14 protein-coding genes are annotated in these 14,433 nt (G+C 69.7%); 1 reads left to right on the top strand and 13 read right to left on the bottom strand.

Features of this window, described 5'->3' with window-relative positions:
- Positions 1 to 9 precede the first annotated feature (9 nt).
- The 13 genes from nuoK to O9K63_RS14940 all read right to left on the bottom strand — a co-directional run bounded on the left by nuoK (position 10) and on the right by O9K63_RS14940 (position 13,075).
- Positions 10 to 309 carry an NADH-quinone oxidoreductase subunit NuoK gene (gene nuoK / locus O9K63_RS15000; RefSeq protein ID WP_277239136.1) on the bottom strand — a complete coding sequence of 100 codons (300 nt, stop codon included), beginning with the start codon at positions 307 to 309 and terminating at the stop codon, positions 10 to 12.
- Entirely contained in the window at positions 306 to 1,127 is an 822-nt protein-coding gene (locus O9K63_RS14995) for an NADH-quinone oxidoreductase subunit J (RefSeq protein ID WP_277239134.1), read from the bottom strand. The genes nuoK and O9K63_RS14995 overlap by 4 nt, the downstream gene beginning before the upstream one ends.
- Positions 1,124 to 1,774 (bottom strand): NADH-quinone oxidoreductase subunit NuoI, encoded by a 651-nt coding sequence (gene nuoI, locus O9K63_RS14990; protein WP_277239132.1) that lies wholly within the window; start codon positions 1,772 to 1,774, stop codon positions 1,124 to 1,126. The genes O9K63_RS14995 and nuoI overlap by 4 nt, the downstream gene beginning before the upstream one ends.
- On the bottom strand, positions 1,767 to 3,170 hold the full coding sequence (gene nuoH, locus O9K63_RS14985) for an NADH-quinone oxidoreductase subunit NuoH (RefSeq protein WP_277239130.1): 1,404 nt from the start codon (positions 3,168 to 3,170) through the stop codon (positions 1,767 to 1,769). The genes nuoI and nuoH overlap by 8 nt, the downstream gene beginning before the upstream one ends.
- Positions 3,167 to 5,536: an NADH-quinone oxidoreductase subunit G gene (locus tag O9K63_RS14980; RefSeq protein WP_277239128.1), complete on the bottom strand. Its 2,370-nt coding sequence runs from the start codon at positions 5,534 to 5,536 to the stop codon at positions 3,167 to 3,169. Before O9K63_RS14980 ends, nuoH begins: the two co-directional genes overlap by 4 nt.
- On the bottom strand, positions 5,533 to 6,858 hold the full coding sequence (nuoF, locus tag O9K63_RS14975) for an NADH-quinone oxidoreductase subunit NuoF (RefSeq protein ID WP_277239126.1): 1,326 nt from the start codon (positions 6,856 to 6,858) through the stop codon (positions 5,533 to 5,535). The genes O9K63_RS14980 and nuoF overlap by 4 nt, the downstream gene beginning before the upstream one ends.
- A gap of 5 nt (positions 6,859 to 6,863) precedes the next feature.
- Positions 6,864 to 7,718 carry an NADH-quinone oxidoreductase subunit NuoE gene (gene nuoE, locus O9K63_RS14970; RefSeq protein WP_277239124.1) on the bottom strand — a complete coding sequence of 285 codons (855 nt, stop codon included), beginning with the start codon at positions 7,716 to 7,718 and terminating at the stop codon, positions 6,864 to 6,866.
- Positions 7,718 to 9,070 carry an NADH-quinone oxidoreductase subunit D gene (locus O9K63_RS14965; RefSeq protein ID WP_277239122.1) on the bottom strand — a complete coding sequence of 451 codons (1,353 nt, stop codon included), beginning with the start codon at positions 9,068 to 9,070 and terminating at the stop codon, positions 7,718 to 7,720. Before O9K63_RS14965 ends, nuoE begins: the two co-directional genes overlap by 1 nt.
- On the bottom strand, positions 9,070 to 9,924 hold the full coding sequence (locus O9K63_RS14960) for an NADH-quinone oxidoreductase subunit C (RefSeq protein WP_277239120.1): 855 nt from the start codon (positions 9,922 to 9,924) through the stop codon (positions 9,070 to 9,072). The genes O9K63_RS14965 and O9K63_RS14960 overlap by 1 nt, the downstream gene beginning before the upstream one ends.
- Positions 9,921 to 10,508, bottom strand: a complete 588-nt coding sequence (locus O9K63_RS14955) for a NuoB/complex I 20 kDa subunit family protein (RefSeq protein ID WP_277239118.1) — start codon at positions 10,506 to 10,508, stop codon at positions 9,921 to 9,923. The genes O9K63_RS14960 and O9K63_RS14955 overlap by 4 nt, the downstream gene beginning before the upstream one ends.
- A gap of 18 nt (positions 10,509 to 10,526) precedes the next feature.
- Entirely contained in the window at positions 10,527 to 10,889 is a 363-nt protein-coding gene (locus O9K63_RS14950) for an NADH-quinone oxidoreductase subunit A (RefSeq protein WP_185990642.1), read from the bottom strand.
- 81 nt (positions 10,890 to 10,970) lie between these two features.
- The gene (locus O9K63_RS14945) at positions 10,971 to 12,281 is read right to left on the bottom strand and encodes a geranylgeranyl reductase family protein (protein ID WP_277239115.1); all 1,311 of its coding nucleotides are present in this window, start codon (positions 12,279 to 12,281) and stop codon (positions 10,971 to 10,973) included.
- Positions 12,282 to 12,382: 101 nt separating this feature from the next.
- Positions 12,383 to 13,075, bottom strand: a complete 693-nt coding sequence (locus tag O9K63_RS14940; protein WP_277242335.1) for a demethylmenaquinone methyltransferase — start codon at positions 13,073 to 13,075, stop codon at positions 12,383 to 12,385.
- Positions 13,076 to 13,115: 40 nt separating this feature from the next.
- Here O9K63_RS14940 and O9K63_RS14935 point away from each other — a divergent pair, with 40 nt between their 5' ends.
- Positions 13,116 to 14,417 (top strand): isochorismate synthase, encoded by a 1,302-nt coding sequence (locus tag O9K63_RS14935; RefSeq protein WP_277239113.1) that lies wholly within the window; start codon positions 13,116 to 13,118, stop codon positions 14,415 to 14,417.
- Positions 14,418 to 14,433 lie beyond the last annotated feature (16 nt).

The raw sequence follows: 14,433 nt of genomic DNA, 5'->3' as shown, positions 1-14,433 counted from the left end.
GGTGGCTCCTTACAGCTTCAGCAGGTTGGCGTCGTCGACCGAGGCCGACCGGCGGGCACGGAAGACGGCCATGATGATGGCCAGACCGACGACGACCTCGGCCGCGGCGACGACCATCACGAACATCGCGATGACCTGCCCCTCGACCGAGCCGTGCATGCGGGCGAAGGTGACGAAGGCGAGCGACGCCGCGTTGAGCATGAGCTCGACACCCATGAAGACGATGATCGCGTTGCGCCGCAGCAGGACGGTCGCACTACCGATCGCGAAGAGGATGATCGCCAGGTAGATGTAGTTCAGCGGGCTCACTGCTGCCTCCCTTCGGGCGTGCTCTCGGAGGCCGTGCGGCCCAGGGACTCAGTGGAGTCAGCCGACTCGTCCGTGCGACTCTCGTGCTCGTCGATCTCGGTGTAACGGGTCGGTGACGTGACCTGCTCGCGGGCGACCAGCACCCGGTTGAGCGAGAGCTCGGAGATGCTGCCGTCGGGCAGCAGGGCCGGGGTGTCGACCGCGTTGTGGCGGGCGTAGACACCGGGGACCGGGAGGCCGGCGAGGTGCTCGCCCTCGCGGAAGCGCTTCTCCATCCACTCCTTCTGCGTCGGCTTGGCGATGATCCGCTCGCGGTGGGCGAAGGTCATCGCGCCGATGGCGGCGACGGTCAGCAGACCGGCCGTGACCTCGAAGAGCCACACGTACTTGCCGAAGACGAGGTAGGCGATGGCCTCGACGTTGCCCGGGTCGGTGTTGACCGCGGTCAGGTTCGGGTCACCCGTGTAGGTGATCCGGCCGACGGCCCCGACGAGCAGGGCGACCAGGCCCAGGGACAGCAGCACGGTCATGAAGCGCTGGCCCTTGAGGGTCTCGACGAGCGAGTCCGAGTGGTCGACACCGACGAGCATGACGACGAAGAGGAAGAGCATCATCACGGCGCCGGTGTAGACGAAGATGTGCACGATGCCGAGGAAGGGCGCTTCCTGCAGGAGGTAGAACGCGCCGATGACGATCATGGTCGTCACCATGCCGATGGCCGCGTGCACCGCCCTGCGGGCGAAGAGCAGCGCGAGGGCCCCCGGGACGGCGACGGCGCTGAGCAGCCAGAAGAAGACGGCCTCACCGGTGCCGGTCATCGAACGCCCTCCGCGTGGTTTCTGGGAGCCACTGCCTCGTCCGTCGGGGTCGCTCCGCTGTCGTCGACGGCGTGCTCGTCGACCCAGGCGCGCTGCTCGTCGGTGGCGGCCGCCACCTTGCCGTTGTAGTAGTCGCGCTCGTTCATGCCCTCGACCATCGGGTGGGGCGCGGAGATCATGCCCTCCTGCAGCGGTGCGAGCAGCTGCTCCTTGGTGAAGATCAGGTCGGCGCGGTTGTTGTCGGCCATCTCGTACTCGTTGGTCATCGTCAGGGCGCGCGTGGGGCACGCCTCGATGCACAGGCCGCAGAAGATACAGCGCAGGTAGTTGATCTGGTAGATGTGCCCGTACCGCTCGCCGGGGCTGAAGCGCAGCCCCCGCTCGTCGTCGTTGTCGGCGCCCTCGACCAGGATCGCGTCCGCCGGGCACGCCCAGGCGCACAGCTCGCAGCCGACGCACTTCTCCAGACCGTCGGGGTGACGGTTGAGCTGGTGGCGCCCGTGGAAGCGTGGCTGCGTCGGCCACTTCACCTCGGGGTACTCCTGCGTGGCGACCTTCCGGAACATCGTCTGGAAGGTCACCCCGAATCCGGCAACGGGGGCGAAGAGGTCCGCGAAGAACCCGCCCTTGGTCTCGTCGTCAGCCACGGTTGTGCTCCTCCTGCTCGGCGAGCGGTGCGCTGGTCTGCCGGGTACGCGCCGGCTTGGTCTCGATCGCGGTCCCGTCGCGGGGGGGCTCCACGAGTCGCTGGCCCGGCAGCGGCGGGACGGGGTGCCCACCGGCGAAGGGGTCGACCTCGCCGGGGAGGACATTGGCCTCCTCGATCTCGCCGGCCTTCTTCTCCGCACGGGTCTCCCAGATCCACATGGAGCCGAAGACGAGCACGGCGAGGAAGGCGATGATGATCAGCGAGGAGACCGGGAAGGCCCGACCGAGGATGGAGATGGTGCTGTCACCGAAGAAGCCGGCGTCGGCGCCGCGGATGAAGGCCACGACGACCACCCAGGCGACGGCCACGGGCATGAGGAACTTCCACCCCAGACGCATGAACTGGTCGTACCGGGTCCGCAGCAGGGTGCCGCGCAGCCAGACGAAGCCCCACATGAACAGCCACATCTTCACGGTGAACCACAGCACGCCCCACCAGCCGGTGTTGAACATGCCATCGCCGATCGCGGCGATGCCGGGGGGTGCCTGCCACCCACCGAGGAAGAAGGTGGTGGCCAGGGCGGAGACGGTGAACATGTTGACGTACTCACCGAGGAAGAACATGGCGAAGCGCATGCCCGAGTACTCGGTGAAGTACCCGCCGACGAGCTCGCCCTCGCCCTCGGCGAGGTCGAAGGGCAGACGGTTGGTCTCACCGACCATCGTGATGATGTACAGCACGAAGGACACGCAGGCCGGGATGATGAACCACAGGTCGGACTGGGCGGCGACGATCTCGCTCGTCGACATCGACCCGGCGTACATGAAGACGGCCACCAGGGCCAGACCCATCGCGATCTCGTAGGAGATGATCTGCGCGGTCGCGCGCAACCCACCCAGCAGCGGGTAGGTCGAGCCGGCCGACCAGCCACCGAGGACGATCCCGTACGCGGCGATGCCTGCGACCGCGAGCACGAGGAGCGCGGCGACGGGCAGGTCGGTCAGCTGCAGTGGCGTGGTGTGGCCGAACAGCTCCACCTCGCCACCCAGCGGGACGATGGCGAAGGAGATGAAGGCCGCGGAGGCGAACACGACCGGCGCCAGGGTGAAGATCAGGGCGTCCGCCCCCTTGGGGCGCACGTCCTCCTTGAGCATTGACTTCATGCCGTCGGCCAGGGACTGGAGCAGACCGAAGGGCCCCACGCGGTTGGGACCGGGGCGCTGCTGCATGCGACCGATGATGCGCCGCTCGAACCAGATCATCAGCAGGACGCTGAGGAGCAGGTAGACGAAGAGCATCAGGGCCTTGACGAGCGAGAGCCACACCGGGGTGTCGCTGAAGTCGGCCACCACCGGCTGCTCGGCCGCCGTGGTCAGGATCGCGAGGGTGTTCACGCGGCACCGCCCTTCGTCACGGAGACGATCGCTCCGGCTCGCCCGGAGAGGCTGCGCACGTCGCAGCTCTCGGAGTTCGTCGGCAACCACACGACGTGATCGACCATCGCGCGGATGTCGGCCGGCAGGGTGATGCGCACGTCATCGGCGGAGACCGTGACGAGGTCGCCCTCGACGATCCCCAGGGTCTGGGCCGTCAGCGGGGAGAGGGCCGCACGCGGCGCCTTCGCGGTGCCGGCCAGGAAGGGCTCGCCGTCCTGCATCGTCCCCTTGTCGAGCAGCGGACGCCACGTCGCCAGGACGGCCTCACCGGCGCCGGGCTCGGGCAGGACGGTCGCCGGGACGTCGGTCACCGGGCCGCCGGCCGTCGGGGCCGCAGCGGTCTCGATGGCGCGTCGCGCCTCCCCGACGGTGCGGGTGCCCAGGAAGGCACCCATCTCGTCGGCGAGCATGTGCAGCACCCGGTGGTCCGGGACGGCGTTGGTCTCGAGGGAGACCTCGAAGGGACGCACCCGTCCCTCCCAGTCCATGAAGCTGCCCGCGCGCTCGGCGTGCGGGGCGACCGGCAGGACGACGTCGGCGTGCTCGGTGACGTTGCTCGGGCGCACCTCGAGGGAGACGACGAAGGCCCGCTCGAAGGCCTGGCGAGCACCCGCCACACCGATGTCGTCGGCGTCCACGCCACCGACGACGAGGCCGCCGATCGACCCGGCGCCGGCGGCCGCGAGGATCCCCGTGGTGTCGAGGCCGTCGCCGGTCGGGAGGCAGCCGGCGGCGATCGCGCCGCGCTCCCCCGCACGACGCGGGATCCACGCGAGGCGGGCCCCGGTGGCCTCCGCGAGGCGGACGGCTGCGGTCAGTGCACCGGGCACGGTCGCCAGACGCTCGCCGACGAGGATCGTCGCGCCCTCCTCGCGCAATGCGGCATGAGCCGCGGCCAATGACTCCGGGGCCTCGTCGTCCGCCAGGGCGGCGAGCACCTCGGTCTCGGTGCCGGGGGCGGACGGGATGAGGCTGCCGCCCATCTTGGTCAGGCCGCGGGTGGCCAGCGGCGCGACGGCGTGGACCTTCAGACCGTGCTTGCGGTACGCCTTGCGCAGCCGCAGGAAGACGATGGGGCTCTCCTCCTCCGGCTCGAAGCCGACGAGGAGGACCGATCCGGCCTTCTCCAGCTGCCGGTAGGTCACGCCACCGGTCTGCGGGGTCGCTCCCGCGACGTGGCGCAGGAGGACGTCGCGCTCCTCGGCCGAGTGCGGTCGGGCGCGCATGTCGATGTTGTCGGTCCCGAGGACCTCACGAGCGAGGGTGGCGTAGGCGTATGCGTCCTCGATGCTCACGCGGCCGCCGGTGAGCACACCGTGGCCCCGGGCGGCGCGCAGCCCGTCCGCAGCGGCCGCGAGGGCCTCCTGCCACGACACGACGCGCAGCTCGCCCCCTTCGTCCCGGACCATCGGGAACTCGAGGCGGTCACCCAGGGAGGCCCAGGTGAAGGCCCAGCGGCCCTTGTCGCAGTTCCACTCCTCGTTGACCTCGGGGTCGTTGCCGGCCAGGCGGCGGAGCACGGTGCCACGACGGTGGTCGCTGCGGATGGAGCAGCCGGAGGCGCAGTGCTCGCAGATGTCCGGCGTCGAGACGAGGTCGAACGGACGCGAGCGGAAGCGGTACGCCGCACCGGTGAGGGCGCCCACCGGGCAGATCTGGACGGTGTTGCCCGAGAAGTAGGACTCGAAGGGCTTCTCCTCGTAGATCAGCACCTGCTGCAGGGCACCGCGCTCCCCCATCTCGATGAAGGGGTCGCCGGCGATCTGGGACGAGAATCGGGTGCAGCGCGTGCACAGGATGCAGCGGTCGCGGTCCAGCAGGACCTGCGAGGAGATGTTGATCGGCTTGGGGTAGGTGCGCTTGATGTCGTCGAAGCGCGAGGTGGCCCGGCCGTTGCTCATCGACTGGTTCTGCAGGGGGCACTCGCCGCCCTTGTCGCAGACCGGGCAGTCCAGCGGGTGGTTGATCAGGAGCATCTCCATGATCCCCTGCTGGCCCTTGTCCGCGATCGGGGAGGTGTGCTGGCTGCGCACCTGCATGCCGTCGCTGACCGTCATGGTGCAGCTCGGCTGGGGCTTGGGCATCGGCTTGACGTTGCCCTCACGGTCCGGGGTCGCCACCTCGACGAGGCACTGGCGGCAGGCGCCGATCGGGTCCAGCAGCGGGTGGTCGCAGAAGCGCGGGATCTCGATCCCTGCCTGCTCGGCCGCGCGGATGATCAGGGTGCTGCGCGGGACGGACACCTCCACCCCGTCGATGGTGACGGTGACGAGGTCGGGCTTGGCCTCGGCCCCGGGCGTCTGCTTGTCGCTCGTGGTGGTCATGCGGTCACCTGCACAGTCTCCTGGTTGGCGAAGAGCGTCGAGGCTGCTGGCGGGAAGAGCTCGCTGGCCGGCGTGTGGCAGCCCGCCTCGAACTCCTCACGGAAGTACTGCACGGCCGAGGTGATCGGGCTCGTGGCACCGTCACCGAGCGCGCAGAAGGCGCGGCCGAGGATGTTGTCGCAGATGTCGACGAGCATGTCGATGTCCTGCTGGGTGCCACGACCCTCCTCGATCCGGTGCAGGATCTGGGCGAGCCAGTAGGTGCCCTCACGGCACGGTGTGCACTTGCCGCAGGACTCGTGCATGTAGAAGTCGTTCCACCGGCTCACCGCGCGCACGACGGAGACGGTGTCGTCGAAGATCTGCAGGGCGCGGGTGCCGAGCATCGAGCCGTGGGCGGCCACCGACTCGAAGTCGAGCGGCACGTCGAGGTGCTGGTCGGTGAAGATCGGCGTCGAGGAACCACCCGGGGTCCAGAACTTCAGCGGGTGGTTCGGGTCGCGCATGCCACCGGCCATGTCGATCAGCTCGCGCAGGGTGATCCCGAGCGGCGCCTCGTACTGGCCGGGGTGCTTCACGTGACCGGAGAGGGAGAAGATCCCGAAACCCTGGGACTTCTCGGTACCCATGTCGGAGAACCACTCGGCACCCTTGCCGACGATCAGCGGGACGGAGGCGATGCTCTCGACGTTGTTGACCACCGTCGGGCGCGCGTACAGGCCGGCGACCGCGGGGAAGGGGGGCTTGAGACGGGGTTGGCCGCGGCGCCCCTCGAGGGAGTCCAGCAGCGCGGTCTCCTCACCGCAGATGTAGGCGCCGGCACCGGCGTGGACGACGATGTCCAAGTCGTACCCGGTGCCGAGAATGTCCTTGCCGAGGTAGCCGGCCGCGTAGGCCTCCTCGACCGCGCGCAGCAGGCGACGGTAGACGTGGGCGACCTCGCCGCGCACGTAGATGAAGGCCTTGTCGGACCCGATGGCGAAGGAGGTGATGATCGCGCCCTCGATGAGGAAGTGCGGGGCGGCCATCATCAGCGGGATGTCCTTGCACGTGCCCGGTTCGGACTCGTCGGCGTTGACGACGAGGTAGCGCGGACCACCGTCGTGCGGCGGCAGGAAGCCCCACTTCATGCCGGTGGGGAACCCGGCACCGCCGCGCCCGCGCAGGCCGGAGTCCTTGGTCACCTGCACCAGGTCGGTCGGGTCCAGCTCCAGGGCGGAGCGCAGGGCTCGGTACCCGCCGTTGTCCTCGTAGGTGGCCATGGTCCAGGACTGCGGGTGGTCCCAGAACTTGGTCAGGATCGGGGTCAGCTGCGTCGGCATCCCGGTCACTCCCCCTTCTCGTCCGTGGTGCTCGGCGGGGTCTGGTCGGAGACGTTGTCCACGTCGGCGGGGACGTGGCGACCGGGCGCCAGGCCCTCGACCCGCTCGCCCGCCGTGTCCGGTGTGGTGGTGGGCCCGGGCTCATCGCCCGGGGCGGTCCATCCCTCGCGGTGGGCCACCTCGACGCCGCGGAGGGAGGCGGGGCCGGCCCCGACCCCTTCGTCCGCACGACCGTCGGTGAAGCCGGCGAGGAGACGTGAGGTCTCCTTGAAGCTGCACACGCGGTCCGGGCCGCGGGTCGGCTTCACGGGCTTGCCCGCACGCAGGTCGTCGACGAGCTCGACCGTCGACTCGGGGGTCTGGTTGTCGAAGAACTCCCAGTTGGTCATCACGACCGGCGCGAAGTCGCACGCGGCGTTGCACTCGACGCGCTCGAGGGTGATCTTGCCGTCCTCGGTGGTCTCGTCGTGACCGACGCCCAGGTGCTCGCTGACGGTGTCCCAGATCTGGTCGCCGCCCATGATCGCGCACAGGGTGTTGGTGCACACGCCGACGTTGTACTCACCGCTGGGGTGGCGCTTGTACTGCGTGTAGAAGGTGGCGACGCCCGAGACCTCGGCCGCGGTCAGGTCGAGCAGCTGTGCGCAGAACTCGATGCCGCGCCCGGTGACGTAGCCGTCGACGCTCTGGACGAGGTGCAGCATCGGCAGGAGCGCCGAGCGCTTCTGCGGGTAGCGCGAGATGATCTCCTGCGAGTCCGCGGTGAGCTGCTCGAGCACCTCGACGGTGTACGGCTCCTTGCTCTCCGACGAGACGTACAGGTACCCGAAGTCGGTCTGCCTGCCGAACTTGATGGACATCAGCGGTCCACTCCTCCCATGACGGGGTCGATCGAGGCGACCGCGACGATGACGTCGGCGAGGAAGCCCCCTTCGCACATGGCCGCGACGGCCTGCAGGTTGTTGAAGCTCGGGTCCCGGAAGTGGGCCCGGAACGGCCGGGTCCCGCCGTCGGCGACGATGTGGCAGCCGAGCTCCCCCTTGGGCGACTCGATGGCGGCGTAGGCCTGGCCGGGCGGGACGCGGAATCCCTCGGTGACGAGCTTGAAGTGGTGGATGAGCGACTCCATCGAGGTGCCCATGATCTCGCGGATGTGGTCGAGGCTGTTGCCCTGGCCGTCACCGCCGATCGCCAGCTTGGCCGGCCACGCGATGCGCTTGTCCGCGACCATCGTCGGGCCGGGGTTGTGCTGCAGCTCGTCGGTGACCTGCTCGATGATCTTCAGGCTCTCGAGCATCTCGTCGATGCGGATGGCCCACCGGTCGTAGGCATCGGCGTTGGTCCGGGTGATGACCTCGAAGTCGTACTTCTCGTAGCCGCAGTACGGGTCCAGCTTGCGCAGGTCGTGCGGCAGCCCGGTCGAGCGCAGCACGGGACCGGTGATGCCCAGTGCGGTGCAGCCCGTGAGGGACAGGACGCCGACGTCCTTGGTGCGGCCCTTCAGCAGGGGGTTCTCCAGCAGGATCGCCGAGAGCTCGGCGATGCCCTTGCGCAGCTGCGGGATCGTCTCGCGGATCTTGTCGATCGCGCCGTGCGGGAGGTCCTGCGCGACACCGCCGGGACGGATGTAGGCGTTGTTCATCCGCAGGCCGGTGATGGCCTCGATGATCGACAGGATGCGCTCGCGCTCACGGAAGCCGATCGTCATGACCGTCGTCGCGCCCATCTCCATGCCACCGGTGCCCATGCAGATCAGGTGGCTGGAGATGCGGGTGAGCTCCATCATCAGCACGCGGATGGCGCTGGCCCGCTCGGGGATGTCGTCGGTGATCCCGAGGACCTTCTCGATGGCGAGGCAGTAGGCCGCCTCCTGGAACATCGGGGTGAGGTAGTCCATGCGGGTGCAGAAGGTCACGCCCTGGGTCCAGGTGCGGAACTCCATGTTCTTCTCGATGCCCGTGTGCAGGTAGCCGATGCCGGCGCGGGCCTCGGTGACGGTCTCGCCGTCGAGCTCGAGGATGAGGCGCAGGACGCCGTGCGTCGAGGGGTGCTGCGGACCCATGTTGAGGATGATCCGCTCCTCGGGGTTCATCCCGAGCTCGCCCATCTCACGGTCCCAGTCGCCGCCCTGGACGTTGACGACGTGGCCCTCGGCGAGGTCGTCGGCGCCGGGTGTCGAGTGGACCCCGGTGTTCGTGTCGGTGGATGCCATCAGTTGTACGACCTCCGCTCGTCGGGCGGCGGGACGGTGCCGCCCTTGTACTCCACCGGGATGCCACCCAGCGGGTAGTCCTTGCGCTGGGGGTGGCCCGCCCAGTCGTCGGGCATGAGGATGCGGGTCAGCGCGGGGTGCCCGTCGAAGATCACGCCGAACATGTCCCAGGTCTCGCGCTCGTGCCAGTCGGCACCCGGGTAGACCTCGACGATGCTCGGGATGTGCGGATCGGCGTCCGGAGCGGTCACCTCGACGCGCAGCCGTCGGCCGCCGTGGGTGATCGAGAGCATGTGGTAGACCACGTGCAGCTCGCGACCCGAGTCCTGCAGGAAGTGGACCCCGGAGACGGAGACACACATCTCGAACCGCAGGTCGGGCTGGTCGCGCAGGGCGCGCATCACGGGCACGAGGTCCTCGCGGGCGACGTGGAGGGTCAGCTCGTCGGCGTGGACGACGACCTTGCGCACGAGGTCGGAACCGGTGGCCTCGGCGAGGGTGTCGACAGCGGCGTCGTACCAGCGGCCGTAGGGCCGCGTGGCCGCTCCCGGGAAGGCGATCGGGGCCTGCAGGCCCCCGTAGCCGGAGGTGTCCTGGCCCTGGCGCGCGCCGAACATGCCGACCCGCTGGCCCCGGACGACCGGCGTGTGGTCCGGGTCGACGTCGCCCACCTCGGGCGTACCGCCGACGTTGGTGTACTCGACCGGGCGCTGGTCGCCGGTGAGGCCCTCGGTCGAGGGGTAGTCCTCGTGCGCATTGCCGCCGAGTCCCTTGCCCTCCGGCCGGACGCCCTTGGGCTGCGGGGCCTCGACGTCCTTGCCCGGCTCATCCGGGGAGGCGTTCTCCTCGCTCATGCCAGCAGGTTCCTTCCGAGGAGGGACTCGTGGTCGTGGGTCGGGGCCTGCAGCTCGGTCGGGACCGCGCCGAGGGCAGCCTTCTCGGCGGCACGGGCCGCTGCCTCACGGTTGACGCCCAGCGGAGTGCTCTGGATCTGCTCGTGGAGGGTGAGGATCGAGTTGAGCAGCATCTCCGGCCGCGGCGGACACCCGGGCAGGTAGATGTCGACCGGGATGATGTGGTCGACGCCCTGGACGATCGCGTAGTTGTTGAACATGCCACCGGAGCTGGCGCAGACGCCCATCGAGATGACCCACTTGGGGTTGGCCATCTGGTCGTAGACCTGGCGCACGACCGGGGCCATCTTGTTGCTCACCCGACCGGCGACGATCATCAGGTCCGCCTGCCGGGGGGTCGCCGCGAAGCGCTCCATGCCGAAGCGGGCCAGGTCGTAGTGCGGGGTGCCCACGGCCATCATCTCGATGGCGCAGCACGCCAGGCCGAAGGTGGCGGGCCACATCGACGACTTGCGCATGTAGCCGGCGAGCTTCTCCACCGTCGTGAGTGCGATGCCCGAAGGCAGCTTCTCCTCAAGTCCCATTTTTCGTCTCCGTCCTCGTCAGTCCCACTCGAACCCGCCGCGACGCCAGACGTAGGCGTCGGCGATGAAGAACGCGTTGAACAGGAAGAGCACCACGGCACCGAGGGTGAAGGCCCCGAGCTCGTCGAAGGCGACGGCGAAGGGGTAGAGGAACAGGGCCTCGATGTCGAAGATGATGAACAGCATTGCGGTCAGGTAGTACTTGACCGGGAACTTGCCACCCTCAGCGGCCTGCGGAGTGGGCTGGATGCCGCACTCGTAGGCCTGTGCCTTGGCGGCGTTGTAGCGAGCAGGTCCGACGACCAGGCTCGTGCCGACCGAGACGAGCGCGAAGCCGAGGCCGAGCGCGAAGAGGATCAGCAGCGGGATGTAGGGGTTCATCGCTGCACGGCCTCGCTTTCTCTCATGTGATGCACGCCACTGACGATCCTAGGGCAGGTGTTTGCCCTGCCTGCAGTGCCCTCAGGCATTGGGGGCCATCCTGGTCAGGAGGCGCACGAGCCGGTCGTCGACCCCGCCGCCCTTCTCCTCGGGCAGGTTGGCCATGAGCTTGAGCATGAACTTCATCAGCGTCTCCCGGGGCAACCCGTACTTCGTCGCCAGGCGCATGATCTCGGGCTTGCCGATGATCTTGGCGAACTGCGCACCGAGCCGGAAGTAGCCGCCGTGCATGTCCTTCATCCGGGTGACGTAGGACTGCAGGACCCGCTCGCGGTCGGCCGCGGTCGGGCGGGCGAGGGCCTGGAGGATGGTCTCCGCGGCCGCGTGGCCGGCCTCGAGCGCGTAGTCGATGCCCTCGCCGTTGAAGGGGTTGACCATGCCGCCGGAGTCGCCGACGAGCATCAGGCCACGGTCGTAGAGCGGCTGGCGGTTGAAGGCCATCGGCAGCGCGGCAGCGGTGATCTCCCCGCTCATCGTGTCGGCGTTGATGCCCCACTCGGGCGGCATCGTCTCGACCCAACGGCGCATGACGTCCTTGTAGTCGGTGCGGCCGAAGGCCTCCGAGGTGTTGAGCACGCCCAGACCGACGTTGCTGCGACCGTCGCCGAGGCCGAACAGCCAGCCGTACCCCGGCATGAGGATCTTCTCCCCCTTCGGCGTCGTCGACCACAGCTCGAGGTGGCTCTCGAGGTACTCGTCGTCGTGGCGGGGGGTCTCGTAGTAGGCGCGCACGGCGACGGCCATCGGCCGATCCTCGCGCTTCTCGCGGCCCATCTTCACGGACAGCCGTGAGGAGACGCCGTCCGCGGCGACGACGACCGGGGCGTAGTACGTCTCGCGCTCGCCGGTGGCGCGGCCGCGCTGGTCGACGACCTTGGCGGTGACGCCGATGATGCGGTCCTGCTCGTCGAGGATCGGCTCGGCGACGTTGCGGCCCTCGAGGAGGGTGGCGCCGCTGGCGGCGGCGTGGCGGGCGAGCACCTCGTCGAGGTCGGCTCGGGCACGCACCATGCCGTGCCCCGGGAAGGAGGCGACGTCCGGCCAGTCGAGCTGGAGGGTCATGCCGCCGCCGATGATCCGCAGGCCCTTGTTGTGGGCCCACCCGTCGGTCTCCGACATGGGCAGTCCGAGGTTGATCAGCTGGCGGACGGCGCGGGGGGTCAGGCCGTCGCCGCAGATCTTGTCCCGGGGGAAGACGGACTTCTCCAGCAGGACGACGTCCTTGCCGGCCTTCGCCAACCATGCCGCCGTCGCGGAGCCACCGGGGCCGGCCCCGACGACGATGACGTCGGCGGTGCGGCCATCACCGGCCGCAGGCAGTGCACTGGTCACGAATGGGTTCCTCGAGGGCTTGTGAAGGATTTCACGATCGCGGGAAGCCTACCTCTCCATGTCGAGGCGAACGACACAGGTAGACCTAACCTCCGGGCCCGTTACCTCTTGGTCGCGCGGTGGAGGGCGACGATGCCGCCGGTCAGGTTGCGCCACTGCACGTCGGCCCATCCGGCCGCGGAGATCGTCGTGGCGAGCTCGCGCTGGGCGGGCCAGGCCTGGATCGACTCGGCGAGGTAGACGTAGGAGTCGGGGTTGGAGCTGAGCGTGCGGGCCACCGGCGGGAAGGCGGCCATGAGGTACTCGGAGTAGACCGTGCGCAAGGCCTTGTTGACCGGCTGGCTGAACTCGCAGATGAGCAGCCGGCCACCCGGCTTGGTCACGCGCAGGAACTCCGCGAGCGCCGCGCCGCGGTCGACGACGTTGCGGAAGCCGAAGGACATGGTGACCGTGTCGAAGGACTCGTCCGCGAATGGCAGCCGCGTCGCATCCGCGGCGGAGAAGTCCAGGTCGGGGTACTGGCGCTGGCCCTGGTGGAGCATCCCGAGCGAGAAGTCGGCCGAGACGACGTCCGCGCCCGCCTTGCGCAGCGGCACCGACGAGGTCCCCGTGCCCGCGGCGATGTCGAGGATGCGCTGGCCGGGCCGCGGCTCCAGCGACTGCAGGACGGCCCGCCGCCACAGGCGGGTCTGGCCCAGGGACATCACGTCGTTCATCAGGTCGTACTTCGCTGCGGTCTCGTCGAACATCGCGGCGACGGCCTTGGGGTCCTTCTGGAGGGTGGCGCGGCTCATGTGCACATCCTCGCACCCGCGGTCGTAGGCTGTTGCGGCCATGACATCTCCATCACCCGACGACGTCCCGGGGCCGCTCGGCCACTCCCGACCCGCCCTGGTCGTACGCACCATCTCCGTCCCCGCGGCTCAGGTCGGCGACCTGCTGAGGCTGCTGCCGGAGCCGGCGGACGCGGGCGACATCGTCTCGTGGGTGCGCAAGGGAGAAGGCCTGGTCGGGTGGGGCACGGTCGCGACCTTCCGCTCGCGCGGGTCGGACCGCTTCGTCCGGGCGCAGGAGTGGTGGCGCACGGTGACCGCCGAGGCCATCGTGCGCGACGACGTGGACGAGCCCGGCACCGGGCCCATCGCCTTCGGGTCGATGGCCTACTCGTCGCACTCCGGCACCGAGTCCGTGCTCGTCGTCCCCGAGGTCGTCGTCGGCCGCCGCGGTGACCGGGCCTGGGTGACGACGACCACGACCGCCGCCGCGGTCCCGACGGCCGACGAGCCGCTCGAGCCCCAGCCCGCCCCCGTGGACCCCGGGGCGGTCGCCTTCACCGACAGCGACCTGACCAAGGAGCGGTGGGCCGCCGCCGTCGAGGAGGCGGTCTCCCGGATCAACGCCGGCGACCTGGACAAGGTCGTCCTCGCGCGCTCCGTGCAGGCGACCGCGGACGAGCGCATCGACCCCCGCTGGCTGCTCACGCGCCTGGCCGAGGACTACGACACCACCTGGGTCTTCGCCGTGGACGGGCTGGTGGGCGCCACCCCCGAGATGCTTGTCCGCCTCGAGCGCGGCCTCGTGACCTCCCGCGTGCTCGCCGGCACGATCCGCCGCACCGGTGACGACAGCCACGACCTGGCACTCGCCGGCTCCCTGGCCCGCAGCAGCAAGGACCTCGAGGAGCACGAGTACGCCGTGCGCTCGGTCGCGGACGCGCTGACCGACCACACCTCCTCGATCAACGTGCCGGAGTCCCCCTTCGTCCTGCACCTGAACAACGTGATGCACCTGGCGACGGACGTCGCGGGGGTCGTCGACGACAGCTCCACCTCGCTGGCCCTGGCCGCCTCGCTGCACCCGAGCGCGGCGGTGTGCGGGACCCCGACGGCGGACGCCGACCGCGTCATCGCGGAGCTGGAGCACATGGACCGCGGCCGGTACGCCGGGCCGGTCGGCTGGATGGACGCCTCCGGTGACGGCGAGTGGGGCATCGCGCTGCGGTGCGGCTCCTACGACGCGCCCAACTCCCTTCGCCTCTACGCCGGCTGCGGCATCGTCGCCGGCTCCCGCGCCGAGGACGAGGTCGCGGAGTCGGTGGCCAAGCTGCTGCCGATGCGCACCGCCCTGGGCGGCTGACGCCCGAGGGCCCGGG

The sequence above is a fragment of the Janibacter cremeus genome (assembly GCF_029395675.1).
In the GTDB taxonomy this organism is placed as follows: domain Bacteria; phylum Actinomycetota; class Actinomycetes; order Actinomycetales; family Dermatophilaceae; genus Janibacter; species Janibacter cremeus_A.
The sequence above is the reverse complement of the archived record's forward strand: the minus strand, read 5'-3'. Positions and strand labels throughout refer to the sequence as shown.

Excerpts from the sequence above, each read along its gene's own strand:
- O9K63_RS14995 (WP_277239134.1), bottom strand. The coding sequence starts at position 1,127 with ATGACCGGCACCGGTGAGGCCGTCTTCTTCTGGCTGCTCAGCGCCGTC.
- O9K63_RS14980 (WP_277239128.1), bottom strand. The coding sequence starts at position 5,536 with ATGACCACCACGAGCGACAAGCAGACGCCCGGGGCCGAGGCCAAGCCC.
- nuoF (WP_277239126.1), bottom strand. The coding sequence starts at position 6,858 with ATGCCGACGCAGCTGACCCCGATCCTGACCAAGTTCTGGGACCACCCG.
- nuoE (WP_277239124.1), bottom strand. The coding sequence starts at position 7,718 with ATGTCCATCAAGTTCGGCAGGCAGACCGACTTCGGGTACCTGTACGTC.
- O9K63_RS14965 (WP_277239122.1), bottom strand. The coding sequence starts at position 9,070 with ATGGCATCCACCGACACGAACACCGGGGTCCACTCGACACCCGGCGCC.
- O9K63_RS14960 (WP_277239120.1), bottom strand. The coding sequence starts at position 9,924 with ATGAGCGAGGAGAACGCCTCCCCGGATGAGCCGGGCAAGGACGTCGAG.
- O9K63_RS14955 (WP_277239118.1), bottom strand. The coding sequence starts at position 10,508 with ATGGGACTTGAGGAGAAGCTGCCTTCGGGCATCGCACTCACGACGGTG.
- O9K63_RS14950 (WP_185990642.1), bottom strand. The coding sequence starts at position 10,889 with ATGAACCCCTACATCCCGCTGCTGATCCTCTTCGCGCTCGGCCTCGGC.
- O9K63_RS14940 (WP_277242335.1), bottom strand. The coding sequence starts at position 13,075 with ATGAGCCGCGCCACCCTCCAGAAGGACCCCAAGGCCGTCGCCGCGATG.
- O9K63_RS14935 (WP_277239113.1), top strand. The coding sequence starts at position 13,116 with ATGACATCTCCATCACCCGACGACGTCCCGGGGCCGCTCGGCCACTCC.